Raw genomic sequence first — 25,866 nt, 5'->3', positions numbered from 1 at the left:
AGCCGTTGCGCACGCGCCCTGGGTCGGTAAAGCGGAATCCCAATTAAAATTTCCAGCTTTCTAAAATCAAAGAAGAAATAATCTCAGGATTATTGATAATATAGACCGTTTGTTGACATTAATTGAAAGTCAATTATGATTGATATACTATCTTTAAACTTTTATCTGTAGTTTTTGATACGGATTTAGATGAGCTTACCCTGGGTAAGCTGTTTGTTTTGGTAGTGTTATAGCAATTCTACGACTTGTGAGGTACAAATTTCTGGTTTTTAGGGACTGAGGCCGTAGGCCACGCTACGCGAACGGAGCAGGGACTGAGGCCGTAGGCCACGCTACGCGAACGGAGCAGGTAAGAGGAACCCACCCCTAACCCCTCCCAGGAGGGGAAGGGAAGAGGGAAGAGGTAAAAAATAATGTGTACCTCATGAGTCCTAGAAACGCTATATAAGATGCTGGCTGTTGAGTGTTCACCAGCAACAGTCAACAGTCAACAGTTAACAGTCAACAGTCAACCAATTAGTTTTATCAAAAGTTCATAGTTTGATTGGTCTTTCTTCTTTTAAGCTTTACCAAACCTTTCCCTTGTATTTTTATGCTTGAAATAAGGATGGCTTTTAGCTGAAAGCTGATTAAGAATGGCTGATAGCAGCTCAAGTAGCGTGGCCATTCCCTTAGGGTGATCAAGGCTGAATGGTGAAAGCTTACTTAAAAAGTTCAGTGGTAACAATTGAGCTCATGTCCGGTTGTTTTGGTAATGTTCATCTTTGATGAGCTTTTTGGTAATAGGTAAGAGCTCTGGAATAATCTCAATTACCAATTACTAATTACTAATTACCAATTACCAATTACCAATTACTAATTACTAATTACCAATTACACAAGCTTTACAATACCTAGGCTCCTGGACATGCTATGACTTCTAGCTATATAAATTTTTATAACTTACCGCCAATATGGCAATACAGCTCAATAGTAATCGTGTTTGATTACTGGATGTCTACCTACTTAACTAGAACTCTGTAAAAGGCATTCCACAGTAATACCTTTGCTGAGGACTTTATTGATTAAATTTAGAGATGTATAGCCATGTTCACAACCAACAAGCAAAGTACTAATCCATCCCTCTCAGAGGTAGCTGATCTCAATAGCAGTCTCACTCCGCCTGAGCCACTGCCCAAAAAACGTGTTGACTTACTAAAACCTGTGCGCCAATGGCTGGATCAAATAGAAATTACAGATCAAACCCTAGCTAGATTCCTATCCAAAATTATTCCTGGTCAATGTCCCTTTGAGCGGGATTTAAAACTTTTCGGTCACTTAGTACTACACATCCCTCCCCTATGTAAGCTCAACCCTCTCTATGAGCAATTAGCTAGCCTGCGTTTCCGGGCTCTGTGTTACCTAGTGGATCAGTGTGGGGAGGATATTCAATTTTACGCTTGAGAGGGGTATATAGAGCTACGCGCAAGTCAGAAGTCATAAGTCAGAAGTCAGAAGTAAGCTAGGACTAGGTTTCGGAGTTTACAAATGTCTTAATCTGAATGCGTAGTGGTATACCCCAATTAAGCAAATACACAAAATTGATTACACATTTCACAAAACTCAAAGACTTACAATATCAAGCTTACAGAGATTAGGAGTAGGTAATTAATTCTGCGATCGCTGCGAGCGTAGTTAGTACTCAGAACGTAAGCATTCAACCTAGCACATAAGCAAATCCCTGATAGCGATAGGCTGAATGCTTACCTCAAAACTACTAACTACTAATAACTCATTACAGGAGACAAGAGCTAATCCCCTTGATTTATAGTTAAGGTGATTAGTCACCACCCATCTTTGGTGCTAATCGCAGTTTGCAATAAGCTTATTCAGCTGTAGCTAGTTCTGTGCTGCCACGAACGCGACGACGGGTAAGGGTGTTGTATAGCATGATACCAATGGCTTTAATCAGGTTACCCTCCAGTTCCTGGAACATCTTCATATTCATGCCAAAGGCAGCATTAGCTTCTTCCACAATCCGATCCGCTGTGGCATCATCAATGGGTAGCTCATCCATGGCTTGCCGATACTTAGTCTTGAATCCCTTCTCATCAGGGATTTGCTTGAATTCATAAAAAGCAGTACCTTGCCCATCTGATAAGTTCATCCCGCGCTGGGCAATCTTTTTGAGAATTTGTCCGCCAGATAAGTCCCCTAGATAGCGGGTGTAGGAGTGAGCAACCAATAGTTCTGGTTCCTTCTCAGACATATCTTTAATTCTTTGCACATACTCTTTAGCCGCCACTGAAGGGACTACTTTCTCTTGCCAGTTAGAACCGTAGTAATAGTATAGGTCTTGCTCTAGGCTCTTTTTCCGATTGAGCTCTTGGAAGTAGATTTTTGAAAGAATCGGGTGTTCCCGATGGCGCTCCATCTCCTCTTCCATGGCGGAATAGACGAAGTAAAGGTTGGATACTAATTTCCGGTAGGAGGTTTTTTCAACGGTTCCTTTCAAAAAGCACTTGACAAAACCCACATTCTCTGCCATGGTATGGGATGTTTTCGTGCCCTCACGCAACTTGGTGGCTAAATTGGTACTCATTCTTTATTTTTGTTCCTAAAGTTGACGGTATTTGTATTACTACTTACAGACAAGCGAATATCTTTCCAAATTATTAGAGTAAACTGATTTAATGAAAAATTTTGTTAAGAATTCTTACGTAAACACGAGCTCCTACCTCCCCCACCGTCAGAGAGCAAGTTCATAGATCCTGAAACTGATCAGTCTAACAATGGTTTGATCATTACACAGAGAGGGGACGGGAGAAGTTGTATGCTAGATTCAAAGGCTCAACTGTCGCAACCATCCAAAAAGCTCTAGAAACTAGCAAGACTGTCTAAGTATTTAAGTAAAAATACTTAAGAAGTTGTCAGTATTCAGCTCTCAGCTCTCAGCCATTGGCCTGTGGCCACGCTATTTGATGTGTTTATGCCCTACCTGCAGAATACTTGAGGTGCTTTGAATAAAATAAGCTGAACGCGCACCCGTGAGCTTTTAGCTCACGACTGAGTGCTGAGAGCTGACAAGTAGTCTCATTAAAGGCGGTGCGACAAGGCACTGCCTGAAGCTCGCCAATGGAACGGGCACCAAAAGAGTGGAAATTTGCTTCAGCATGGTGAGGCTGCCAATGCCTTGGCAATTTAATCAGATTTCTTCTAGCCCGGAATTCCCAGAGAGTCTATGGCTTGAATTGACGCAACACACTAAACGCCTGAGAACGCCATCCTTGTGGCAATAGGGACAACACCAAAGCAACCCAAGCTTTTGAGGGGGAGCAAGCTTTTCCTGACCAAACTAATTCACGTCCGGTTGATGTTTGTCCAATTTCAATCAGCCGCAATCCTAGTAGTAGCTTAGTTTCCGTCAGACGCGATCGCCTAACTGTCTCCAACATTTCTGACTCAAAGTTATAACTTTCTAGATAATGCAGTTTATCCTGTAAATAGGGAATTGCTCGACTAATCCCTTGCTGTTGGGCATGAAATCGATATTCCATTAACAATTCGGGTAAATAATAAGCTTTCTTGCCCGCAATAGCCAGCCGAACGAATAAATCATTATCTTCACAATTTTGGATGTTAGGACGCATAAATTCCACATCTTTCAACGCCTGCATCCGAAATAACGTAGCGCCAATTTGAAAGCTCTGCTGAATAAAAACAACCTCAATTAACTTATCAACAATCCCTTCGATTAACTTAGTTCTTCCCCACCTCTGAGAGTTTAATTTGGTAGCTGATTCATCCCTAGTATTATTACTATTAATTACCCAATGATCTGTCCCAACAAAATCAATAGTATGGTCTGGATCTAAGATAGCCGTTGTTTTGGCTAAAAATTCAGGTGTCAGCCGGTCATCATCATCAAATTTAATAAAATATTCCCCCAATGCCGCATCAAATCCAGAGCGCATGTTATTACTTTTTCCAATATTTTTGGGGTGACGGATGTAGTTAATTCGGCTATCCTGATACTGGGACATTAACTCAGGAGTGTCATCAGTTGAACCATCATCACAGACAATTAATTCCCAGTCTTGATACGTTTGTTTAATAACACTGTCAATCGCATAAGGAAGTAAATTAACGCGATTGAATGTAGGAATACACACACTAACCTTGGGGACTCGTTGAATCATTGTATTGTTATAGATGAAACTATCAAGCCACTCAATTCATTGATTTGTTGACATAAAATTATCCTATTGGATGCCTGATATCAAGTCCGGTTACAACGAACTAGATATAACTTATAGCAATGTCTTGATGCAGTCGCTCATGGGGGGAACCACGGCAGTCGCTCATGGGGGAAACCCCCAAGACCGCGCTGCCTCCCCAAGACCGCGCTGCATCGCTTTCTTACCTAACCTGAAGATATGATGAAAATTCTCATGCTATCTGCCACCTTTCCTTATCCCCCCACTAGGGGAGGAACTCAGGTACGGACATTTAATTTACTAAAACATCTTAAGTTAAGTCATGATATCACCATGATTACTCAACGTTCAGAAGATGTCACGGATCAAGAAGTGGAAAAACTCGGGAAATGGGTAGATGAATTGGTGGTTTTCCCCCAACCAAAGCCTTGTGATCCCTCAGGAGGAATCTGGGGCAAAGTAAAGCGATTTAGTAATTTTATTCGCCAAGGCATCCCCCCCAGTGTGCTACATCTCTACTCTCGGGAAATTCAGCAATGGATGGATGAAGCTGTGGCGGCTGGACGGTTTGACATTATTACCTGTGAACATAGTGTAAATGAAATATATGTACGACCAGAATGGCGACAGCAGCTGGGAACAGTGGTGAATATTCACAGTTCTGTGTATGGTACCTTCCGTAATCAGTTGGAAACAGGAACCTCGGAAAATCAGCTCAGAGACCAGTTAAATTTACCCCTGTTGCGCCGCTATGAGGAACGATACTGTGCCAAATTTACTGGTCTTGTGGTCACAACACCGGAGGATCAAAGCCAGATAGCTGCCTATAAGCCATCGGGTAAAATTGTGGTGATTCCAAATGGGGTGGATTTGACTCAATTTCCCCAACGCACTGCTGACCCAGGGGGACATCGCATAGTTTTTATTGGAGCTATGGATAACCGAGCCAACATTGATGCTGTAAGCTTTTTCAGCTTGGAGGTCTTTCCAGCCATTAAAGAACGCTATCGAGATGCTAGCCTGGACCTGGTCGGAGCAAGACCAGTACCTGCAGTGTTGGAGTTGGCAGCATTATCGGGAATCACGGTCACCGGTCGTGTGCCATCAATGGTAGAGTATCTCCATCAAGCAACTATCTGTGTGGTACCGATGCGGACTGGCTTTGGCATTAAAAACAAGACCCTGGAAGCAATGGCGGGTGGGGTACCTGTAGTGGGAAGCGATCGCGGTTTGGAGGGATTGGCGGTTGATGGTGCCAATACACCTCTGCGAGCATTGCGGGCAAATCATGTTAAGGAGTATATTAGTGCCATCACTCGTTTGTTTGAAGACCCACAGCTGCGAGCAAAGTTGTCCCAAAACGGGCGCTTATTGATCGAGGATGAATACACCTGGGATCGGGCTGGTCAATGCTACGAACAAGCCCTATCTCAGTCACTGGTTAGGAGTTAGGATATATTTTATCTAAAAAATTCCGAGAGTGGGAAAAACCCCGTGACGGTGGCAAACCCCTCTAAATCACCGTCACGAAGTCATAGAGAGATTAGGGCTAGGTGGTGTTGGTCAATCGGTAAAATTTGAATTTTTAACTATATTTTCTAGAGGAAAATTCACAATTGTATAAATGTATTNGGATNTAAAAAAAANAAAAATATTTATACTGTCCGATTTTTTCGGTAGTGTTCTTTGTTGTTTTTTTTTGGGTTTTGGGTAATAGGTAATCGGCAATTACTCTGCAGTAATCAGAATTTATAAAAAACCCCAACCTTGGCAATATCGATTATCACGTATTTTTATATAATAAAAAAGTTGGAGTCAATTAAAATTACAAAATTTTAATAAAAGTTTAGATTTTTTTAAANAGTATAAAAGAAATTAATCCTTGTCTTGATGCAAAGCGCGAGTGGGGGAAAACCACGGCAGTCGCTCGGGGGGAACCACGGCAGTCGCTCATGGGGGGAAACCGGCGGTCGCTCATGGGGGGAACCCACGGCAGTCGCTCATGGGGGGGAACCACGGCAGTCGCTCATGGGGGGAACCACGGCAGTCGCTCATGGGGGGAACCCCCGGCCTGGGGGGGAACCACGGCAGTCGCTCATGGGGGGAANNCGGCAGTCGCTCATGGGGGGAACCCCCAAGACCGCGCTGCCTTCCCAAAGACCGCGCTGCCTTTCCAAAGACCGCGCTGCTTCCCAAGACCGCGCTGCCTTCCCAAGACCGCGCTGNCCTTCCCAAGACCGCGCTGCCTTCCCAAGACCGCGCTGCCTTCCCAAGACCGCGCTGCCTTCCAAGACCGCGCTGCCTTCCCAAAACCCGCGCTGCATCGCTAACTCATGTAAAAAGTGAGATAAGCATGAATTATTGCCTGTCCTTTTTCTTTGGTCACTTATTGCTCAAAGTAGTAACGTCCTATGAAGATTCTAATGATCTCCACAACCTTTCCCTATCCGCCAACGCGGGGGGCAACTCAGGTCAGGACGTTTAATTTACTCAAGTACCTGAGTAAGCGTCATGCTATAACCTTGGTTACTCAACGTTCTGAGGAGATCACGGAGATCGATGTAGAAAAATTGCAGCAGTGGGTGGAAGAACTGGTGATGTTTCCCCAACCGCAGCCATCAGAACAAGAGAAAGGCATAAAGGATAAATTGCAGCGCTGGAGTACCATTTTGCAACAGGGAACGCCCCAGAAAGTACTCCAACTCTACTCAACTCCAATGCAGCAATGGCTGGATCAGGCTGTAGAGACGGGACAATTTGACCTGATTACCTGTGAACACAGTACCAATGAAATTTATGTGCGACCAGAGTGGCGGGAGCAGCTGCGAACTGTGGTGAATATTCATCATTCTGTATACCGGAAATCTCTGGACAAGCTGGAAACCAAAACATCAGACAATCAGCTAAAAGACCAGTTGAATTTGCCCCTATTACGTCGCTATGAAGAGCAATATTGTGCTAAGTTCACAGACATTGTAGTCACAACAGCAGAAGATAGACGGCAAATAGAATCATTTGAGCTAGACAGTAAAATTACATTGATTTCTAATGGGGTTGATGTTAATTTATTTCCCAGGCGCATCTCTGATCCTGGTGGACACAGATTAGTATTTACTGGGGCGATGGATAACCCACTAAACATCAAAGCAGCTCGTTATTTTAGCCTAGAGGTGTTCCCAGCAATTACAGAGCGCTATGCTGATACCAAGCTAGAATTGGTCGGACCCAAACCGGTGCAAGCGGTGCTAGAGTTAGAAGAGATCCAAGGGATTAGTGTAACTGGCGCAGTCCCTTCTTTAGTAGACCACCTTCATAAGGCAACTATATTTGTGGTGCCAATGCAAAGTGGATTTGGCGTAAAAAATAAAACTCTGGAAGCGATGGCAGCAGGAGTACCGGTCGTGGGAAGCGATCGCGGTTTGGAGGGCTTGACAGTTGATGGCGGGGATGTCCCTTTGCGGGCATTGCGAGCAAATGATACAACAGAATATGTTTATGGCATTAGTCGGTTATTTGAAGACCGCCAACTCCGTAAACAACTGTCTGAAAATGGTCGAGGGTATATTGAACAGAAATATACTTGGGAACGTGCTGGTGAGCTATATGAGCAGGTAATCACAAGTTAAGGATTTAGGGTTAGGGTGCCTTTGGCTCAGGGTGTAGGGTTTAGGGTGTAGGGTTTAGGGTGTAGGGTGTAGGGTTTAGAGTTTAGCACGCCGCAGCGACTGTGAGCAAACTGGTTTAGTCACGATTTTTAGAGTGAGCAAGGGAGAATGACAAAGACATGGACGTGGACGAATTAGCCTTTAAGTCCAAAAATATGTAGAATTTCGCTAATTACTATCTATCATCTATCGGGTGTCTCATAGTTATGAGGTACACAAGATTGTTTCCCTGTTGCCTGTTGCCTGTTGCCTGTTGCCTGTTGCCTAAAATCCAACATGTACCTCACCCAATTTAGAACTGCTATATTGCCGCCAACATTTTTTTAAAACTAGGAAAAAACTAGAAAGATAAACTATTAAAACATCAGTGCAAAAGTCTAGTAGAGGTGGTTGGTTAACAACCTTGGGCGCGATCGCTGCCTTAATCACCACTAGCGGTATCATTGCCGGTAGTATCTGGGTGGCGGTTATGTTAATAATTGACCCTGATTCGATTGTCTGGATCAATCACATTTTGCCGAGTTGGGCTCGTATCCCCCAGACTGTTCCCTCATCTGCCAAGACATTTGCGCAAATTCAAGGGGAGATTCGTGAAAATGGACTAACGGCGGGAACACCCCTTGCCCTTAACTCTGAGTTGCTGCTACCCATTTTGGCATCACCACCATCATGCCAAACTAATTGTGACCAGATTGTGGAACTTAGAGTCTATCAGCCCCTTGAACAAAGCAATAGACAACAAAAGTATTATCAGCTAGTTAGTCAGCTGCCTATCACTGCCCCGATCGAATATTTTGTGCTGTCTACCCAAGTGAACACAGGATCGGCTGATGCTAGTGTCTCCCGTTCACTACCTTTAACCAAACTCGATCGTTTCGATGAACAAGCTCTAGAGGAAGGGTTTTGGTTCAACCTCTCGGGTCAAGTGGCCTCAGAGAATACACCCTCAAGCTATGGACAAATTATTCATTACAATCCAGAGCAGACACACCTGAGTATGATGTTGGAGTGGACAAGCCCTAATGAAGGTCCTCCCTATTGGCAGGAAGTGACCGGTGGTGCTACTCCAGAATTAGTGGTTAATCATACTGTAGGCTTGGAACCCCAGTTCAAGGTTTACCAAATTCAACCTCGGTCTTTTGTTCCCAACCCGATTTATCTAGAGGAAATTTCCCTGGCCGAAACAGCGATAGATACTAAACTCTATCGCAATGGTTTAAATCTAGCGCGTAATGGTTTGTGGTCTGATGCTTGGCAATGGTTGAACCAACAGAGACCAAAACACTGGTCAGCAGAGGCTCAAGCCCAAATGGATTTGGTTAAACTGCACGCTCAGGTGACCGAGTCTCAGGCAAATCAAATTTGGGCAAGTGCCAGTGCCGCTATCTTTGCCTATCTCCTGGATGGTCGCTGGGGGGAGGCAAAAACAGTGTTTCAGACGGCAGTGAATGGTGCTCAGTTAGGGGAGATTATCACTATGCTAAAGAGCGATTCTGGGGGATTGTGGGAGCGGGTGGAAGCAGCACTAGAGGTCAATCCTGATGACAGCAATGTACAAGCTTGGGGAGGATTGATTTTGGCAGCCCAGGAAGATCCTCAAAAAGCGATCGCATGGGTGAAGGAATTACCCCAAACTAATCCCCAGGTTTACCAACTCCTCAACCATATGGACAATGCCTTAAACCCAGTTCCAGCTATCGTCAGGCACTTCAGTCAACTGGTTGGCAATTCAGAAATAATTCAAACTGTCAACGCAACGGATTGGTTGCAACCGGAAGATGCACATGGGGGAATAGGAGAACAGCACTGCCAAAGGCAACAGGAAAGTACTGAATTGGTTTCTATAGCAGAGGAAGAGACTATAGCAGTTTCATCCCTGTCCCCGTGCCCATCTGTCCCCGTTACTCTACAAAAAAATCCCGAGGAAGTTTGGTATCAAGTACAGGTAAAAACATTTCACGATGGTCACGGTTGGCGGTGGATGCCCTTTTCTGATTTACGGCTGCCCACTTTGACTAAGGGAAAGCGACTGTGGCGATATTTGGGCTTAGACGTTGACCCCCAGATTCGGATTAGCCTTTGGAGTGATAATGGTATTCAGCAGTCAACCACAGCTACGGTCAAGGGGGTTTCCTACCAGGAAGGGATGATTAAGCTGTTGGCAGCAGGTGGGAAATTCCCTAGTGAAGCTCTAGCTGTTGATGGCTCTAATCAGCACCTGCTAGCACACACCGATACAGGACTGCGCTGGTTAGACCCAAGTGCGATTACTTTGTCAGCACTCTACCACCTTAACCCCGAGTCCGTGTCAGCCATGCTGCCAGTACTCTGGCAGGAGTTAATCAACAGTGGTCAGTTCTCCCCAGGACCCCTTCCTAGTTTACCAATGATGCTTCAGGAGATCGGGCATTGGTCAGTTAGACCCATCGAGCTGACTGGCAACAACCAGCCAGAGGCGGTGCTAACGTTATATCAAGAAATATCGGTTACTTCAGAATCTAGCGAGGTCGGTCTATCGGATAGTATTAATGACGGGATAGATACAGACCGCGCAACTACTATCTACAAACCCCGCACCATGATTTTTTCTGACACAGGAGCCTTACTCTACAGCGAATTTTCCCAAGATTCCAACACTTCCATGACTGCGATCGCGGATTTAGGGGATGGCGGTCCTGCAGCTATAGTCATTGATGAACCGAATAACTATAGCCTTAAGCGTTGGTCAGCCAAGCATCAGCGTTTTCAGTAATGCTTGTACTTATCTAGCAATTATCATAGCTATGAGGTACACAATTTCGGGATTTTAGGGAACAGGGAACAGGGAACAGGGAATAGGGAAGAGAAAAGAGGGAACAGGGAATAGGGATGCGCTGCTTCAAGACTGTACCTCATAACTGCGATAAACACTATAATACTTGTACTTAAGCGCATTGGTTAGACCTCTTGCAAAAGTATTTTTCTGATAGTGTTCTTGATGCAGCGCATCCCTTTAGGTCAATTCTTGTCCACTGTTCCCTGTTCCCTGTTCCCTGTTCCCGACAACTGCCGGGAAGTCTGTTCAACGTAAAACCAACCGTTGTTGCTTAAGTAATTGCTGCTGCTGCCACAGGGATTCAACTTCTGCCTGTAAATGAAGGTACTTTACTTGCTGGTCCACCCCATATGATGTCATCAATTTCTTCAGCTGGGGGTCACCAGTGACAACAGAACGGGAATTGCTCTGCCAGTGGGCATTGGATAAATCTGTAATATGCTCGGAAGAAGTTAACATCTTTATATTAAGTATTTTTACTTGTTAAAAACTCCACGTCATTGTATACCAAATTTCCAGCACATGCTAACTATACTTGGAACGGTCAGCCTTATCTCGGATGCAAGCTCCGAGACCTGCGCTGACTTCGTTCGCTTACGGGCTACTTTGCGGTGAAGGAAATGCCCAAAGCTATCAGCAGTAAGATTTAGAGTTTAATTGTTAATATAAGTTTTTTAAACTCAAATGTATAATATTGAAACATTTCTGGCAATTATCCTTAATAATAATTCCACTTACATTTCTTGTTTCACAATCTGTTGATTGGAATTAGTATCTAGATAAAGTAAGTCTGACCAACGCTGCCGATAGGTTTCATATAACACCATAGCAGTTGCTGCTGAGGCATTGAGGCTAGGGGTCTTACCCTGTAATGGAATTGAGACTAACATGTCACAGCAGCTTTGTGACCTTAGGCTTAAACCATTCCCCTCTGAACCTATTACTAATACGACTGAACCGGTCAAATCAACTTTGTGTAAAAGTTTACCAGTACCGGCAGCAGTTCCGTAAATCCAAAAGCCCGCAGTTTTCAACTGCTCTAGGGCATTACTGAGATTGACAACTCTGGCAATAGGAAAGGTTTCTAGAGCTCCTGCTGCCACTTTCCTCACAGTTGAGGTGACACCAACAGCTCGACGTTGGGGTATGACTAAGCCTTGAGCCCCTAGAGCTTCTGCCGTACGAATAATTGCCCCTAAATTTTGAGGATCATTAATGCCATCACAAGCCAATAAAACTGGCTGCTCAGTTGCCCATTTTGCTTTGTCAATTAAGTCATTTAAATCTATGTACTGGTAAGGTGCAATTTGAGCTGCCACACCCTGATGGTTACCACCTTTAGTAATTTGGCTCAGGCGTTTTGGTGCTACTTCATCAATTACTGTACCGTTAGCCTTGGCTTTAACCAGTAAAGAGTGAAAGCGAGGATCGTAACGCAGCTGGGAAATAATCCAAACTCGGTTTAGCTGATGCTGGTTTTGGAGAGCTGCTAGAACTGAATGACGCCCGTAGATTAAGTCATTATCTTCTTCTGTGCTACTTACAAGTTTTGACTTAGGGTACCCATGCTCCTTGTGCTGAGTTTCCTCAGAGTGATGGGAATATTTTGACCGTGGCTTTCGAGAGTGGTAGTTCTTTCGAGGGGGTTTCCCGTTCTTGTGAGAATTGCCTGGGGTCGAACGAGATAATTTTTTATTCTCACCTTGCTTTACAAAGGACTTCTCTGCCTTGATCTGACCAGAAGCATCAGAGGAGGCATCAGAGGAGGGGTTTTGATTAGCCATAATAGAATTAGGATTTATGGGGTGTCGAGTTGGAGATGAGCCAATAACTGGGTCAAGCGTTGAGTATCAGTAAGGTAGAGGTATCCCAGTAAGGTTTCTAAGCTACTAGCTTGTTGATAGATTTCTCGATTGAGACGCCGGGGGCTATTTGTGGCAGCATTCCGTCCGCGCCGTAAAACGTCTTTTTCAGACGCAGTTAGGTAAGGTTCAAGCGATCGCAAAATCTCAGCTTGGCTTTCTGCTCTGACGTGAGCCACTACCTGGTTATGATAGTCACAGATTCGCCTCGGTGGTAGCAGATAGTGGGTTCGGATGTAAAGTTCATACACAGCATCTCCTATATATGCCAAGGATGCTGGGGAAATCTGTTGAATTTTGGCGATTTGATCAACTTTCGCCATGAATTGCCTAAATCGAAACTCTGTCCACAATACTATAGAGTCACTTCCACCGCCATTGCTATCCTCTTCCAAGGGGTCTAATTCTGCATCTGTTTGAGCCATCTTTGGGGTATTACTGTCTTTTGTTGATTAGACCAAATTTGACATCCTTCCACAATTTCTGCTTCGAGTATTCAATAAATTTTCTAACAGGGAAGTTCCTCACACTCAACTCTGACCAATTCCCCACTGGTTCTGAAAGTGAAGGCGGGTTTTGCCCCCGCCTTCACTGTCGATTTTGTCACTTACCCTTGATGTTCTCCACAGCTATGGTGAGAGACTCTTGCAGGGAGAGAAATTTTTCTAGGCGCACTAGTTTCACAGTTTGAGTCACCCGGGGATTGGTCACGACTTGTAAAGTTCCCTTAGAATTTTGAGCTTTCTTCACTAGTTGCACCAAAGCACCCAAACCAGAGCTATCGACAAAATCAATTTTAGCTAAGTCCAGAATAATATGCGCTGGACCTTCATCAATATACTTGCCAATGACGTTACGGAAAATAGATTCCGAAAAGGCATCTAGCAATCCGGTAAGGCGGAAAATTTGATAATTTGACTCGACTTGGCGAGTGCCCCTTAAACTGACTGTAAGGGTTAGTTGTTCAGGAATAACACCCTCCTAGATATAGCTTATAAATATCAATAATCTAATACTTCTACTGTCAAGTTGACTACTGTGACAGCAGAGCGGTGACTTGACTACCGTTTATACACGCGCCGTATCACCATGCCTTTTTTTGTTGGTTAGCACTTCAGAGGGCTAAAACAACGTCAATTTTAGATTATACAACAGTATCAGAGTTTGGGGGGTACGGTGAGCGGGTTTGGGGGTAGGGTAAAATTAAGCCAGCCGCAATTGTAATCGATTAATTATAACTGAAGCAGATTTCTTGGTTTGCTGCCAATGCAGGGGCTATTTTATAGTTCCACACCGGGTCACCCTACAGTTGGGGTTTGGCATTGACTATTGGGCGCGATGCTCCTGGGTCGCCGCTACGCTCCGGAAGCGTTTCGGCAAAGCCGACGCTACGCGAACGCAAAGCGTGGCCTACGGCCTCAGCTTCCGCGCTTATGGGAACGCAAACCCTCGCAGAAGCACTCAGCTTCTAGTCAAGGGCTTTGTGCGATTGGCCGTAGGCCACGACGCTACTTGAGGTGCATCAGCTCGACAAACTGCTTAAATAAATAGTCAGCATCGTGAGGACCGGGACTAGCCTCAGGGTGATACTGTACTGAGAAGAACGGTAAGGATTTGTGACGCAACCCTGCCACAGTGCGGTCATTGAGATTTAGGTGAGTAATTTCCACCTCTGTGCCTAAGGTATCGGGATCAATAGCAAAACCATGGTTTTGGCTAGTAATTTCCACCATTTGCTGCAAACCGGCTGGGTGATTCAAACCTCGGTGACCAAATTTAAGTTTAAAGGTCTGCGCTCCTAGGGCAAGACCAAGAATCTGATGTCCCATGCAGATGCCAAAAATAGGTTGCTGACGCTCCAATAACGCTTTGGTGGTTGAGATGCCTTCCAGTACTACAGCCGGATCCCCTGGTCCATTGGACAGAAATATCCCATCGGGATTATATTTAGCAATTTCTTCTGGCGGTGTATTAGCAGGGACGACAATTACCCGACAATTGTAGCTAGCTAGACGTTTGAGAATATTACGTTTAATCCCAAAATCGATCGCAACAACTGTCAAAGGCTTGTCCTTTTCCACTCCATCAACCCCAGGACCGAACTCCCAATTGGCTTCGGTAGGATCAGACCATTCGTAAACCTTGTCAGTGCTCACTTCTTTAACTAGATTTAATCCTGCCATACTCGGAGCCGCTTGCACTTCGGACAATAACTCAGCAGAGTCAAGGATTTCTGTGGAAATAGCACCGTTTATGGCACCAATGGAGCGTATTTTGCGGGTTAATGCCCTTGTATCTATGCCATAAATTCCTGGGATGTTGTGTTCTGCCAGATAATCGGGCAAGGACTGGGTAGAGCGCCAGTTACTGGGACGGTAGCAGATATTACGGGCAATTGCGCCTCGGATTTGAGGATGAGCAGATTCTTCATCGGATGGGTTAACACCAGTATTGCCTAATTCTGGATAGGTGAAGGTCACAATTTGACCGCAGTAGCTGGGATCTGTCACCACCTCTTGATAACCCGTCATAGCAGTGTTAAACACTACTTCACCAATGGTTGTACCAGTCGCTCCGAAAGACCAGCCTTGGTAAGTTGTGCCATCAGCGAGAACTAGCAGAGCTGGATGAGCCGTTGAGATAGTCATTTTATGTCAAGTAAACCCTTTTCTTTAAGCTTAGGATTGAAGCGAATTTCAGTCTTTACCCCTCGGGATTCTAGCTCATCTTTAATTTTAGCTTCAACTCTCCGAGCAATTTTTTTTAGAATCTTCGTTTTTGCTAATTCCTCACTTTGCTCATAGTCTAATTGCTCTGCTTCAGTCATTGTTATTTTAGCATCAATCGGCTGAATCCACAGATTTTCCTGCTCTCCATTACCCACGGGGATCACACCATTCTCCTCAATCCATGCCTTACGAATCGTTTCTAATCGACTCCGGTTCGGTTTTTCAATGGTTTCTATTTTTAGCCAATAGCAGGATTGATGCTGACGAACTAAATGTTGTTTGAGGCTGATATATATATCCCGGGAATAATTAACCAATTTCAGGGTTTTATCCTGATCAAAAATTGCGTATACACCAATTTTTTTTTGTAAATATTCTGGTAGATTTCCCGTTTCATCCAGATAGGGAATAAATTCTAAATCCCTCAGAGAGGGAATTTGATTATCAGAAGTGAGCATGGGATGGGATTAAAAAATAAGATTCAAAAATAAATAATATCAACAAAATATTATTGAAATTTGCGATAAATCGCACAGAGGCGACTGGGATTAAAGATTTTGGATTTGAACATGAAGTTAGGAGGTACGTTAATGATGATATAATCATCAGATTCGTGATACTGCTCATATTCCGCTGGCATTCCCTTAGGGGTTGAAGTGGTGTAGGGAACTGGTTTAAACAGTAATTCAGTAAACTCAACCCTTAAGCATTGAGCCGCTTCAGCTACTTGAGCCAAAAAGTTTTCCCCGATTAGTAAAGCAAATAAGTGCTCTCGGGCTTCTGGAGCTAGGACAAAACTGCTATCGAACTTGTTAATTATCTTGAGGCTAACCATAAGTCAAGGATAATCCCGAATTCTTTACGAGAGTGATTATACCTGATCAAGATTCACTGTTGAACAAGACTTCCGTTAAATATACTTCTGAGTTCTAAGTCCTTAGTAAAACCTGTGACTGTACACGAATCCTGTAGGATTGGGATAGGAGCAGCCACAAGGAATGCCCCTAAACCTGCAACCTGCAACCTTGGCCTTTGGCCACGCTACGCGAACAACCTGCAACCTTGGCCTTTGGCCACGCTACGCGAACAACCTGTAACCTTGGCCTTTGGCCACGCTACGCGAACAACCTGCAACCTGCAACCTGCAACCTGCAACCTGCAACCTGCAACCTTGGCCTTTGGCCACGCTACGCGAACAACCTGCAACCTGCAACCTGCAACCTGCAACCTGCAACCTTGGCCTTTGGCCACGCTACGCGAACAACCTGCAACCTGCAACCTTCAACCGTAAACTTAGTAATCCTTCTGAACCACTTCTGTTCCCCGCTTCCGGATGCGATTGCGCTCCTTCGAGCAATTTCTATTCCCATCTGTGAGTTTATTTTCAAGTTTGCACTGCTCGTAAGTAATTTGGGCAGCGTGGCGTTTTGGCAGTTGAGTCTGTTTTTCTAAAGCTTTGTTAAAAAAATCTAAACTTTCTTGCTCCTGCCCCAGTTTTCGCAAAATTTGTGCTTTAAGGTAAAACACATCTGGATTGCTTGGTGTTGTTTCCATTGACCGGTCTATATAGTCTATTGCCTTAGAATATTGCTTTAAATCTCGATATCCTACGGCAATGCCTCGATAGGCTAAATAAGAGGGGAAAGCATAGGTTTCTAACTTGTCAATGGCTTGAGATGGGTCAGAAAATGGTAAATTAACTGCTAACATTAAATCCATGTAGCCTGTAATCAAGTTTAGCTCTGGATCATTAGGAGCAATTTCTTTGGCTTTATCCAGATATTCAAAAACTTTCTGTAATTTAGTCAAGGCGCTGATGGGACCTTCTTTTTCAAAATCGTAAGCTCCTTCCAAAAAATAACCGACTGCTGTGTAGAGATTACCCCGCAAGGGATCAGAAGGAATCATTTCCTTAGCCGTATTAAGAGTTTTAGTGCCGTAGCTCTTGAAGGTTTCCCAATCTTGATCTAAGTAAGCTAGAGAGGATAGCATAGCATAGGTCATGGGTTCTTTAGACTGCCTAGATTCCGATTTTTTTAGATAAGCTTCAGCCTGTTTATAGTTTCCATCCTTGAAGAAGAAGTCAAACGCATCTTGAACAGTGTCATCAATGTTCCGAGGATTACTGTCGCGAAAGGGATCAGCTGCTAAAGTGGGCATTCCCCATAAACCGATTAATACAACTGCTGTGCTGACACAGGCTTTAACTATCTGTTTTGGTGCTCGAAACCGTTGGTTCATCGTCATTCTGGCAATATTAAAAATATATGCTACTAACCTCAGTACTGACGTTGCACTTGATGCCAGGTTCCATGGTACTGGAAGTTGGAGGATAAGATGGTAAGTAAGCATTGAGGGGTCAGCGGTCAGCGGTCAGCCGTCAGCCGTCAGCTTTTGGCTGACGCTACTATAGGTCCTGATTTTATTCAAAAGCACCTTAAGTAGCGTGGGTGTAGCCCATAAACTGTTCCAGTAAAGTGGCCAAAAGCTTAGGGTGGCCATAGGCCAAGGCTGATAGCTGATAGCTGATAGCTGATGGCTGATGGCTAATGGCTGATAGCTGATAGCTGATAGCTGAGTGCTTACAATAGTAATGTCTATGAAATCTTGAAACCTCCGGAGTCTTGGAAGAGGGGAAGGAGTGGGCAAAAGGCAATGCTATATCTTAGAGACTTAACCTATCATCCAGCAGCTAGCTCCACCCCGATCTTGAAGGGTCTGAATCTAGAGCTAGCACCACAAGAATTGGGACTAGTGATTGGTGTTAGTGGTTCTGGTAAAAGCACATTATTGGAAATTTTGGCAGGATTAGCCCAGCCCACGGCAGGAAACATCTTTTGGGGAGAAACCGAACTCACAAACGACCATCTACCACAACTGGCAGGATTAGTGTTTCAGTTTCCAGAACGGCATTTCTGTGGTAAGACTATCCTGGAAGAATTGCGGATGGGACATCCAGAGTTGGGGTCACAAAGGGTTTATGATGCTTTGGGGGAAGTGGGACTGGCTGATTTTGCCTTGCATACCTCACCCCATGCTATGAGTGGTGGTCAGCAGCGACGCCTTGCTCTAGCAGTACAACTGATTCGTCAACCCCATATACTGATGTTGGATGAACCAACAGCTGGATTAGACTGGTCTATGCGAAGACAGTTAGTCAATCTGCTGGCAAAACTCAAAACCCATTGGACACTCCTAGTGGTGACTCACGATGCTAAGGATTTACTGCCTATTGCTGACCGTTGCTGGACTCTTAAGCAAGGGGATTTAAAAGCTGTTGATCTAGCTAGTGCTTAGTGGTGAGTATTGAGTACTTTAGCGAAGGGAGTAGGGAGTAGGGAGTAGGGAGTAGGGAGTAGGGAAAAAAATTATCACAATTTATTTAGGATCCCTATTTAGAAATTAAAAATTAAAAAGTAAAAAGCAAAAAATGACGGTTCTTCAGTACCTTTTATGCTAAATTTATAGTCAAAAAGCTCAGAAAGCTTACTGTAGAATGAAAATTATGCTATTCAACTAACAAAAAAATTTGAATAGGGGCTTTTTCCACTGCTCCCTGCTCCCTGCTCCCTGCTCCCTTTGCAAAAGTGTTTATTTAGCATAACAAGTACAGAATAGCAAAAATGACAAATGACCAAAATGTTTTAGTGCTGCCACAGATGACAGAGGTTTGGCAACAAACTCTAAATTGGCAGCCAGATCCAGAACAACAACAGTTGTTTCAAAAACTCTATGAAGGGATTTTGTCAGGCAATCGCCAGTTGAATTTAACTCGGATTACCGCTCCAGACGAGTTTTGGGAAAAGCATCTGTGGGATTCTTTGGTAGGATTGGCTCCTATATGGCAATCTGTAACTCCAGGACAGAGAATTATTGATATTGGAACGGGAGCCGGATTTCCGGGATTACCAGTTGCGATCGCATTTCCTAATACTGCTATTACGTTACTCGATTCTACTCGCAAAAAAATTACTTTTCTCCAAACCTTAATCCCCCAGTTGGAAATTAATAATGTTAAGACTTTAGTTGGCAGAGCAGAAGCCATTGGACACAAGCAACAGCATCGACACTCCTACGATATTGCTCTAGTTCGTGCTGTTAGTGCCCCTTCTGTTTGTGCTGAATATGCTCTACCACTTCTGAAAAAGGGAGGTTTGGCAATTCTCTATCGTGGTCATTGGACAGATGAAGAAACCGAAGCTTTACAGCCAGCAGTCAAAAAGTTGGGTGGAAGGATTGAATCAGTTGAAAAATTTACGACGCCTTTGAGTGATAGTGTTCGTCATTGTTTGTTTTTGAAAGTATTATCTCCCACTGTAGCTAAGTTTCCCCGTGCTGTAGGCTTACCAGCACAAGAACCTTTGAATTAAAAGATATAGCAGTTCTCAATTGGGTGAGGTAGCTCGTACTGAGTTTTAGGGAGCAGCGGATCTGGGAACAGCGTATCTAGGAATAGATCAGTTGGGATCCAATCTAAGTTATTTATTATTGGCAAGTAAGAAGTAAACTGGATATTTTTAGCCCCATTTTCATAATTAACTTATCTGCAAATCGCTATAAATGACAGTTTCTAACCCATTTTTTGCTAAACTAGTATTATCAAAAAAATGGCTTCTTAGGAAAACTCCGATGACTGCCACTACTGCACTGCTTAGCCTCGAAGACTACTTAAGCTACAACGATGGCACTGATCGGCGTTATGAACTGGTGAATGGGGAACTGATTGCCATGTCTCAACCCAAAGGACAACATGGTGCAATTACTGAGTTTCTCAACGATCAATTTCGGGCTGAAATTCAGGATCAGGGGTTAGCCTGGGTTTCTAAGCAAGGGTTTATAGCAATCGAGTCGCCCCGTGGGGGACGTTGGGATACAGCGCGGATTCCAGATGTGACGGTGGCAACACTGGAGCAATGGCAGGGAATGCTGGATCGAGAGGGGATCATTCGTCTCAACGAATCGCCACCTTTTTTGGTGGTTGAAGTGGTTAGCGAATCAACTCGGACGACGGATTATCGCAGCAAACGAGTGGAGTATAACTTGCTGGGGATTCGCGAATATTGGATTGTCGATCCGCTCAAAGAGCAGGTTGTGGTGTTGCACTTGGTGGATGATCTTTATGAGGAAACGGTTTTTGTCAGGGATGAGTTGATTGAATCAACTATTTTTCCGGGGTTGCAGCTTTCGGCACAGCAAGTGTTGAATGGTGCGCTTTAGAATAAGTAATAGACTTTTAGCCATCAGCCCTTAGCTGTCAGCTGTCAACTAAGTTATAAAAGCTGAATGCTGAATGCTCTAAGTTTAACGCTCTAAGCACCGAGGTGGAAATTTTATGCCTTCCCCTTTTCCAGGCATGAACCCTTACCTAGAACATCCAGAAGTTTGGCCAGGAGTACATCACTGGCTAATTGTTGAACTAGCAAGATCCCTGTCTCCTCAACTGCGTCCAAAATACAGAGTTGGTGTTGAAGTGCGCATGTATGAAACCATTGGGGAACAATCTCTACTCGTTGGCATTCCAGATTTAACTGTCAAAGGTTCACAGGTGACAACTAAACAACCAATGACTAATGTTGCAGTTGCAGAAGCCCCAACTCAACCCCAAACAGTACAAGTTCCTGTACCTGAAACCATTAAGCAAGGTTATTTAGAAGTGCGAGAGGTAGCTACCAAGGAAGTAGTAACAGCTATTGAAATACTCTCTCCCATTAATAAACGTTCTGGGGAAGGACGCAAGCAATATGAGACTAAACGAAATAAGGTTTTCGGCAGTTTCACTCATTTAGTAGAAATTGATTTACTGCGTAAGGGACAACCAATGCCAGTTTACAACAGCAATATTGAAACCCATTATCGAATTTTAGTCAGTCGAGGAGACCGTCGTCCTCAAGCTGATTTGTATGGATTTAATTTACCAGATACTATTCCTTCATTTCCCTTACCGCTGAAGTCTGGAGATACAGAACCATTAGTAGATTTACAGCTATTATTGAGTAATATCTACGACCAAGCCAGTTATGATTTACTCATAGAGTATAATCAAGAGCCACTACCACAATTGTCGGAAGAAGACCGAGTTTGGGTTAATACATGGTTAACGGAGCGAGAATTGCGTACGCCCTAGGTTTGGATGCTACTTATTTTACTAAATAAACCTTGTTTTGCTAAATAAACAGTCTGTTAGCGTGAGCGTATCCAACCTACTGAATGTGCCTTTATTAAGACAACTACACTAATGAACTTTACTATTAAGGAATTTCCTGGTTTATGAAATCACCTTCAACAGAAGAGTATGAATTATTTAGAAAACTTAAACGCTATCAAGGTCAGCTTGATCTGGGTCATTCAGATGCCCCAGAATATAAGAAGAAAGATTTAATGGTAGAAATGGAGAATTTATATGCATCTTATCCTGCCCAGTATTTAGTTGATTCTCATAAGGTAACTGTGCCAGAAAGTCTTACCCATCTAGGTGCAGAAAAGATTTTTGGACTAATTCCATCTTTTCCTAAAATTAATCCAAAATCCGTAGTTATTTTTCCTAAGACTTCAACAGTTCTTGTGAAAATGGCGATTCTATCATCCAAATATAGATTATTACGGAGGGGAGGAAATGTTAAACCTATCACAGTCATTTATCCAGAAGGTAACTTTCGCTACAACCATAATATAGATATATTTTGTGGCACTACTCGGCATTTAGTAGAAGTTTGTCTATCGAGTTTTAAGATTAAGCCAGACAAATTGGAAGAAGTCATTTGTACTGCAAAAAAAAATGGATATCTAATTGCTGCTTTGATACTGGAAACTCCTAATAATCCCTGGTGCCAAATTTATAGTCAAGATGAGTTAAAAGCATTAGCCGAGGTTGCCCATCAACATAATATCCTAATTATTAATGATATGTATTTTTCAGGAACTGAAGCAATAGGAAATGACCAAGTTTCAGTGGCTAGTGTGAGTACTCGCTCAGATTTAGTTATCACAACCTGTGGAATGCGAAGACAATTTGGAATTGATGGTATTGGCAAAGTAGGTTTTTTGACGAGTCAGAATGAGGCGCTTGTGAAGGAAATTAAGCGCTTTGTTGTTGCAGCACATGTTCGTTACACCAATGCCGAGGTAATTACAGCTTCTTGGGCTCTAAAAAAAAGAGACTTGAATCATCGTGAAGAATTGAGAAAAGAGTTAGAGATATTGAGGACTAATGCTGAAGCTTTGCTGATGAATTCTGATTTATTCGCTATGGGAATGAAGATTATCAAGAGCAGCTGTGCAGGGCCTTTTATCAATATTGGGTTTAACTCAGAACTAGAATCTAGGATGAAGAGTTTAGGGATAGCGGATAGTTATAAATTGGGTGAATATTTTTCTCAAATTGGAAAGGTTACACTTTTACCTTTAAGCTCAATGTTTACAAATAAAATTGGCTTTCGGATAAACGTGACAAATATTTCCGAGTATAAAGCAGGATTAGCCTGTATGCAGGCTACCATTGAAAAGATTAATAAAGGAGTTTCTTATCTTTCTTTAGAGAGAGAAATAAATCAAGAATATGAGATTTTGAGACAAGGTTATCGTCCTTGGGAAGGTATCTAGGTGTGAAAGTATGGCGGTTCAAATATCGATGATATACGATAGAACTCTACTCTGTAATGGCTGTAGCAACCAGTCTGCACTTCACTGGACTGAGAACCGCTATATTTTAAAAATCAGTCCCCAGGGAACTCCCCATGCTACTTCAATTCGGCTTACTCGCCGATTGTTGGATAATCGTTTACGAGAGCAAGGCTTAGTTCAAACACAATTACCAGTTCAGTTAAGTAATTACTCCGAACCCCAACCAGATCTAGCCGTAGTTATAGCAGATGAACTGCGATACCTAGACCATCATCCGACACCATCATAAATTTCTTTAATTATTGAAGTTGCTGATACTACCTTGAAGAGGGATTGTTAACTGAAAGCTAACCATTATGCAGAGCCAGAGATTGCTGATTATTGGGTAGTTGATTTAACTAATCGTCAATTGCATGTTTTTCGATAACCGACTGATCAAGGGTATCAAAGTCAGGTAATTCTGGCAGATAATCAGAATATTAGCAGATAATCAGACAATTTCACCGTTACAGTTCCCAGATTGTTTATTCACTGTATCTGAAATGTTGCCACTAGTGATTCCGGAGTTTGTTGAAGGTTGAGGGTTTACTGTTTACTGTCAATTTTTATCTATTTAGAAAAATATGGAATAGTTACTAGGTGATGGTAGTGTTGAATTGTTGACTCCAATCCTGGCATTGCTGAATGAAGGAATGAATATGAGTAGTGTGGACATCCTGCCTGCCCTAAAATACTAGGAATGGGCAAGATGCCCATTCCAGAAAAGTATTCACATCATTCCATGATTAAGCAACGCCCCAATCCTAGGTAATTCAAATTTATTGATCTAGATTATGTATCTGTCGATATAGGATAGGAGCAGATCATTGACTACCATAGCTCTAAAAAAGACGTGATGGCTACAAATCTCCTGGATCTAGACCTTTCATATCCAAATCTCCTGGATCTGGACCTTGCTTCATGGTTTCTTCTGAGTCATTATCACTACGGGCTGCTATTTTTTGATTAAATTTGGAAATTCGATTTTCAGTTTCTAGATTCTGAAAATTAATTTTTTGATCCCGATCAGCAAATGACGCAATAGAATTACAATCCTGAGCAGAAACATCACTAGTGATTGGGTTAAAAGCTACTACTAAACCAGCTAGGGAGGTTAGAATTCTTATTCTTTCCATGATATTGCCAGCCAATCAATTTATTGGCTTTAATCTAACTAGACCCTAAGGAGCCTACAATGTTCTGTATTTCAATCATATCAGAATTTCAATGTTGTGTTGAATATTTAGCCTTTTTATTTTATATGTAAACAGAATATTGATGAAAAGAGCGAATAGATAACAGGGTACAGGTCATAGTAGGAAAGAGATCCGAGGAGTTTTTGATGTCATGTAAAATCAGCAAGATTGTTCACGACCTATTTGTAAATGCTATCTGACGGGATGACAAGTAGCATGATTCCCCTTACTAGGTGTGGGGTGATTGGTGTAGGGAATGAGGTAGCTGCTATGCCACGTTGGTAGCCATGCAACGCTGCCAAAGGGAGTTTCCCCCAAGACCCCGCTGCATAAATAAGGCACGGTTGAATGAGGTTGGGGACGGAAGGTTTTTGCTGGGGTAACTCTGAATTCCCTTCTATTTTCTCCAGACTCCACACCCTGTCTTCTTTTTAACCGTGTTGTCATCCCCAGATAATTTCATAAAAAAACGCGCGAAACTCCTACCACTCGAGAGGTTCAGGGAACCGAAACAGTTAGGCTGAAACAGCCCTGAGTTGCGGAAGGGGGGAAGAACATTTAATGTACAAGTATGATACGCTAGCTAATTAGGAATTAGGTAATCTTATTCTAAGGGTATTATTTTTTCTAAGAATCGGTTAAGTGTTGGTGGATTTTTGTCTCTATAGTCCCTTGATATTGATTTAAACAATTGTATTACTTGCTCCTTGGTTACCTCATCATTGTAATTATATCTTACCGCTAAGCTGATAGCATGATAATATTTAGTTGCTTGATATTTTTCATTTTTATAAAACCAATCTATAGCTTTTGAAGCTGATTGGTTACCTTGTGATGCTTCAACAGATATTTCTCCTTTATTTTTTTCCAAAAAAACAAACGGTTTTTGGCACATAGGATCAGCTTGACGAGCAATTTTTTTGAGTTCTTCTATAATCTCTATATTATTTAGCGTTGGACCGTATGCAGATGAAGCCATAGAATAGCTTAAACAGGCAGTGTAATATTTAGCCAATATTAATTTGTAGCCATTATCTAATTTTTTCAATTTTTTATCTAGTATTTTTTCAGCTTGATTGCCAACTAAATTACCTCTTATTTTTACCCTTTCAGCATATTCATAATTTTCATTAATACCTCTATATAAACCCCATATATATTTCATTTCATCATAATTATATCTTACGCTTTGTTCTATTTTAGAATAAGAATTTACAGAGGGACATTTTGTTTGAATAACTATTTCACAAATATGTTTTGGTTTGCCGACAAATACAGCCGATAAGAAGGCGATAGATGTGGCAATGAAAAGTATTAATACAAACCAGCTAAGAATTATAGCAGGTATTTTAATTGGACCCTCTACTAGCTTCGGCAATGCCTCAAATATCACCAAAATAACCATAAATATCATTAGTACACCAATCGCTATAAAAGCGGTTACTAAATTCCCTTTAAAGAAAATTCCAATTAGCGCAGCAGCAGCAGCAATGCCAGCAATCCCAAGAGCATACCTTACTTCTTTAACTTGTTCTATTGCTGCATTAAGAACTTTAATTAGCATATTTATAAATTGAGAATTATTCATTATTAATTAGTTAATTATTTCTTAGTTGTTCGTAATTTTAATTAATCTTAGATTGATTGTTAATGAATAATAAAAATAACTATAGCAATCCTAGATAAATCATAAAATATAATGGGATTAGTGTTAGCGTAGCGTCGGCTGTGGCCTACGGCCACG

Annotated in this window: 25 protein-coding genes; 11 read left to right on the top strand and 14 right to left on the bottom strand. The window is 42.7% G+C overall.

Annotated features, from left to right (window positions below):
- Positions 1 to 238 precede the first annotated feature (238 nt).
- Positions 239 to 484 carry a hypothetical protein gene (locus BJP34_RS40115; RefSeq protein ID WP_149031034.1) on the bottom strand — a complete coding sequence of 82 codons (246 nt, stop codon included), beginning with the start codon at positions 482 to 484 and terminating at the stop codon, positions 239 to 241.
- 602 nt (positions 485 to 1,086) lie between these two features.
- Here BJP34_RS40115 and BJP34_RS18055 point away from each other — a divergent pair.
- Positions 1,087 to 1,443: a Mo-dependent nitrogenase C-terminal domain-containing protein gene (locus BJP34_RS18055; protein WP_070393542.1), complete on the top strand. Its 357-nt coding sequence runs from the start codon at positions 1,087 to 1,089 to the stop codon at positions 1,441 to 1,443.
- Positions 1,444 to 1,864: 421 nt separating this feature from the next.
- Here BJP34_RS18055 and BJP34_RS18050 read toward each other — a convergent pair whose 3' ends face one another.
- Together BJP34_RS18050 and BJP34_RS18045 are read right to left on the bottom strand one after the other, a co-directional pair.
- Positions 1,865 to 2,581 carry a heme oxygenase (biliverdin-producing) gene (locus tag BJP34_RS18050; protein ID WP_070393541.1) on the bottom strand — a complete coding sequence of 239 codons (717 nt, stop codon included), beginning with the start codon at positions 2,579 to 2,581 and terminating at the stop codon, positions 1,865 to 1,867.
- Between the two features lie 637 nt (positions 2,582 to 3,218).
- Positions 3,219 to 4,178, bottom strand: a complete 960-nt coding sequence (locus tag BJP34_RS18045; protein ID WP_070393540.1) for a glycosyltransferase family 2 protein — start codon at positions 4,176 to 4,178, stop codon at positions 3,219 to 3,221.
- A gap of 240 nt (positions 4,179 to 4,418) precedes the next feature.
- Here BJP34_RS18045 and BJP34_RS18040 point away from each other — a divergent pair, with 240 nt between their 5' ends.
- From BJP34_RS18040 to BJP34_RS18025, 3 genes are all read left to right on the top strand, one after another.
- Positions 4,419 to 5,648 carry a glycosyltransferase family 4 protein gene (locus BJP34_RS18040; RefSeq protein ID WP_070393539.1) on the top strand — a complete coding sequence of 410 codons (1,230 nt, stop codon included), beginning with the start codon at positions 4,419 to 4,421 and terminating at the stop codon, positions 5,646 to 5,648.
- A 959-nt stretch (positions 5,649 to 6,607) separates the two neighbouring features.
- Entirely contained in the window at positions 6,608 to 7,822 is a 1,215-nt protein-coding gene (locus BJP34_RS18030) for a glycosyltransferase (RefSeq protein WP_070393537.1), read from the top strand.
- Positions 7,823 to 8,228: 406 nt separating this feature from the next.
- On the top strand, positions 8,229 to 10,613 hold the full coding sequence (locus tag BJP34_RS18025) for a hypothetical protein (protein ID WP_070393536.1): 2,385 nt from the start codon (positions 8,229 to 8,231) through the stop codon (positions 10,611 to 10,613).
- Positions 10,614 to 10,922: 309 nt separating this feature from the next.
- On the opposite strand, the gene BJP34_RS18020 is transcribed toward BJP34_RS18025, so the two are convergent.
- The 7 genes from BJP34_RS18020 to BJP34_RS17990 form a co-directional block, all read right to left on the bottom strand.
- Positions 10,923 to 11,135 (bottom strand): hypothetical protein, encoded by a 213-nt coding sequence (locus tag BJP34_RS18020; RefSeq protein WP_070393535.1) that lies wholly within the window; start codon positions 11,133 to 11,135, stop codon positions 10,923 to 10,925.
- 275 nt (positions 11,136 to 11,410) lie between these two features.
- Positions 11,411 to 12,460 (bottom strand): 23S rRNA (guanosine(2251)-2'-O)-methyltransferase RlmB, encoded by a 1,050-nt coding sequence (gene rlmB, locus BJP34_RS18015; RefSeq protein ID WP_070393534.1) that lies wholly within the window; start codon positions 12,458 to 12,460, stop codon positions 11,411 to 11,413.
- A 14-nt stretch (positions 12,461 to 12,474) separates the two neighbouring features.
- Positions 12,475 to 12,963 carry a Mini-ribonuclease 3 gene (locus BJP34_RS18010; RefSeq protein WP_070393533.1) on the bottom strand — a complete coding sequence of 163 codons (489 nt, stop codon included), beginning with the start codon at positions 12,961 to 12,963 and terminating at the stop codon, positions 12,475 to 12,477.
- Between the two features lie 178 nt (positions 12,964 to 13,141).
- Positions 13,142 to 13,510, bottom strand: coding sequence for an STAS domain-containing protein (locus BJP34_RS18005; RefSeq protein ID WP_070393532.1), 369 nt, complete (start codon positions 13,508 to 13,510; stop codon positions 13,142 to 13,144).
- Positions 13,511 to 14,046: 536 nt separating this feature from the next.
- A complete protein-coding gene (gene carA / locus BJP34_RS18000) occupies positions 14,047 to 15,186 on the bottom strand; it encodes a glutamine-hydrolyzing carbamoyl-phosphate synthase small subunit (protein WP_070393531.1) in 1,140 nt (379 codons plus the stop codon).
- A complete protein-coding gene (locus BJP34_RS17995; RefSeq protein WP_070393530.1) occupies positions 15,183 to 15,725 on the bottom strand; it encodes a GIY-YIG nuclease family protein in 543 nt (180 codons plus the stop codon). Before BJP34_RS17995 ends, carA begins: the two co-directional genes overlap by 4 nt.
- A 50-nt stretch (positions 15,726 to 15,775) precedes the next feature.
- Positions 15,776 to 16,102: a hypothetical protein gene (locus BJP34_RS17990; protein ID WP_070393529.1), complete on the bottom strand. Its 327-nt coding sequence runs from the start codon at positions 16,100 to 16,102 to the stop codon at positions 15,776 to 15,778.
- Between the two features lie 114 nt (positions 16,103 to 16,216).
- On the opposite strand from BJP34_RS17990, the gene BJP34_RS47615 reads away from it, so the two are divergent.
- Complete coding sequence (locus BJP34_RS47615) at positions 16,217 to 16,558, top strand: hypothetical protein (protein ID WP_070393528.1); 342 nt, start codon at positions 16,217 to 16,219, stop codon at positions 16,556 to 16,558.
- 2 nt (positions 16,559 to 16,560) lie between these two features.
- Here BJP34_RS47615 and BJP34_RS17980 read toward each other — a convergent pair whose 3' ends face one another.
- Both BJP34_RS17980 and BJP34_RS17975 read right to left on the bottom strand, forming a co-directional pair.
- Positions 16,561 to 17,508 carry a Sll0314/Alr1548 family TPR repeat-containing protein gene (locus BJP34_RS17980; RefSeq protein ID WP_070393527.1) on the bottom strand — a complete coding sequence of 316 codons (948 nt, stop codon included), beginning with the start codon at positions 17,506 to 17,508 and terminating at the stop codon, positions 16,561 to 16,563.
- Positions 17,509 to 17,704: 196 nt separating this feature from the next.
- Entirely contained in the window at positions 17,705 to 17,923 is a 219-nt protein-coding gene (locus tag BJP34_RS17975; protein ID WP_070393526.1) for a hypothetical protein, read from the bottom strand.
- On the opposite strand from BJP34_RS17975, the gene BJP34_RS17970 reads away from it, so the two are divergent.
- The 6 genes from BJP34_RS17970 to BJP34_RS46545 all read left to right on the top strand — a co-directional run bounded on the left by BJP34_RS17970 (position 17,923) and on the right by BJP34_RS46545 (position 23,176).
- Positions 17,923 to 18,564, top strand: a complete 642-nt coding sequence (locus BJP34_RS17970) for an ABC transporter ATP-binding protein (RefSeq protein WP_070393525.1) — start codon at positions 17,923 to 17,925, stop codon at positions 18,562 to 18,564. The genes BJP34_RS17975 and BJP34_RS17970 overlap by 1 nt on opposite strands.
- 326 nt (positions 18,565 to 18,890) lie before the next feature.
- Positions 18,891 to 19,637 (top strand): 16S rRNA (guanine(527)-N(7))-methyltransferase RsmG, encoded by a 747-nt coding sequence (gene rsmG, locus BJP34_RS17965; protein ID WP_070393524.1) that lies wholly within the window; start codon positions 18,891 to 18,893, stop codon positions 19,635 to 19,637.
- 259 nt (positions 19,638 to 19,896) lie between these two features.
- Positions 19,897 to 20,484, top strand: a complete 588-nt coding sequence (locus BJP34_RS17960) for a Uma2 family endonuclease (RefSeq protein ID WP_070393523.1) — start codon at positions 19,897 to 19,899, stop codon at positions 20,482 to 20,484.
- A 115-nt stretch (positions 20,485 to 20,599) separates the two neighbouring features.
- Complete coding sequence (locus tag BJP34_RS17955; RefSeq protein ID WP_070393522.1) at positions 20,600 to 21,391, top strand: DUF4058 family protein; 792 nt, start codon at positions 20,600 to 20,602, stop codon at positions 21,389 to 21,391.
- Between the two features lie 143 nt (positions 21,392 to 21,534).
- A complete protein-coding gene (locus tag BJP34_RS17950; protein WP_070393521.1) occupies positions 21,535 to 22,866 on the top strand; it encodes an aminotransferase class I/II-fold pyridoxal phosphate-dependent enzyme in 1,332 nt (443 codons plus the stop codon).
- Positions 22,867 to 22,894: 28 nt separating this feature from the next.
- The gene (locus BJP34_RS46545) at positions 22,895 to 23,176 is read left to right on the top strand and encodes a Uma2 family endonuclease (RefSeq protein WP_202971988.1); all 282 of its coding nucleotides are present in this window, start codon (positions 22,895 to 22,897) and stop codon (positions 23,174 to 23,176) included.
- A gap of 610 nt (positions 23,177 to 23,786) precedes the next feature.
- Here BJP34_RS46545 and BJP34_RS17940 read toward each other — a convergent pair.
- Together BJP34_RS17940 and BJP34_RS17935 are read right to left on the bottom strand one after the other, a co-directional pair.
- Positions 23,787 to 24,062, bottom strand: coding sequence for a hypothetical protein (locus BJP34_RS17940; RefSeq protein ID WP_070393519.1), 276 nt, complete (start codon positions 24,060 to 24,062; stop codon positions 23,787 to 23,789).
- Between the two features lie 664 nt (positions 24,063 to 24,726).
- Entirely contained in the window at positions 24,727 to 25,710 is a 984-nt protein-coding gene (locus BJP34_RS17935) for a hypothetical protein (RefSeq protein WP_070393518.1), read from the bottom strand.
- Between the last annotated feature and the right edge of the window lie 156 nt (positions 25,711 to 25,866).

The sequence above is a fragment of the Moorena producens PAL-8-15-08-1 genome (genome assembly GCF_001767235.1).
GTDB lineage: Bacteria > Cyanobacteriota > Cyanobacteriia > Cyanobacteriales > Coleofasciculaceae > Moorena > Moorena producens_A.
The sequence above is the reverse complement of the archived record's forward strand: the minus strand, read 5'-3'. Positions and strand labels throughout refer to the sequence as shown.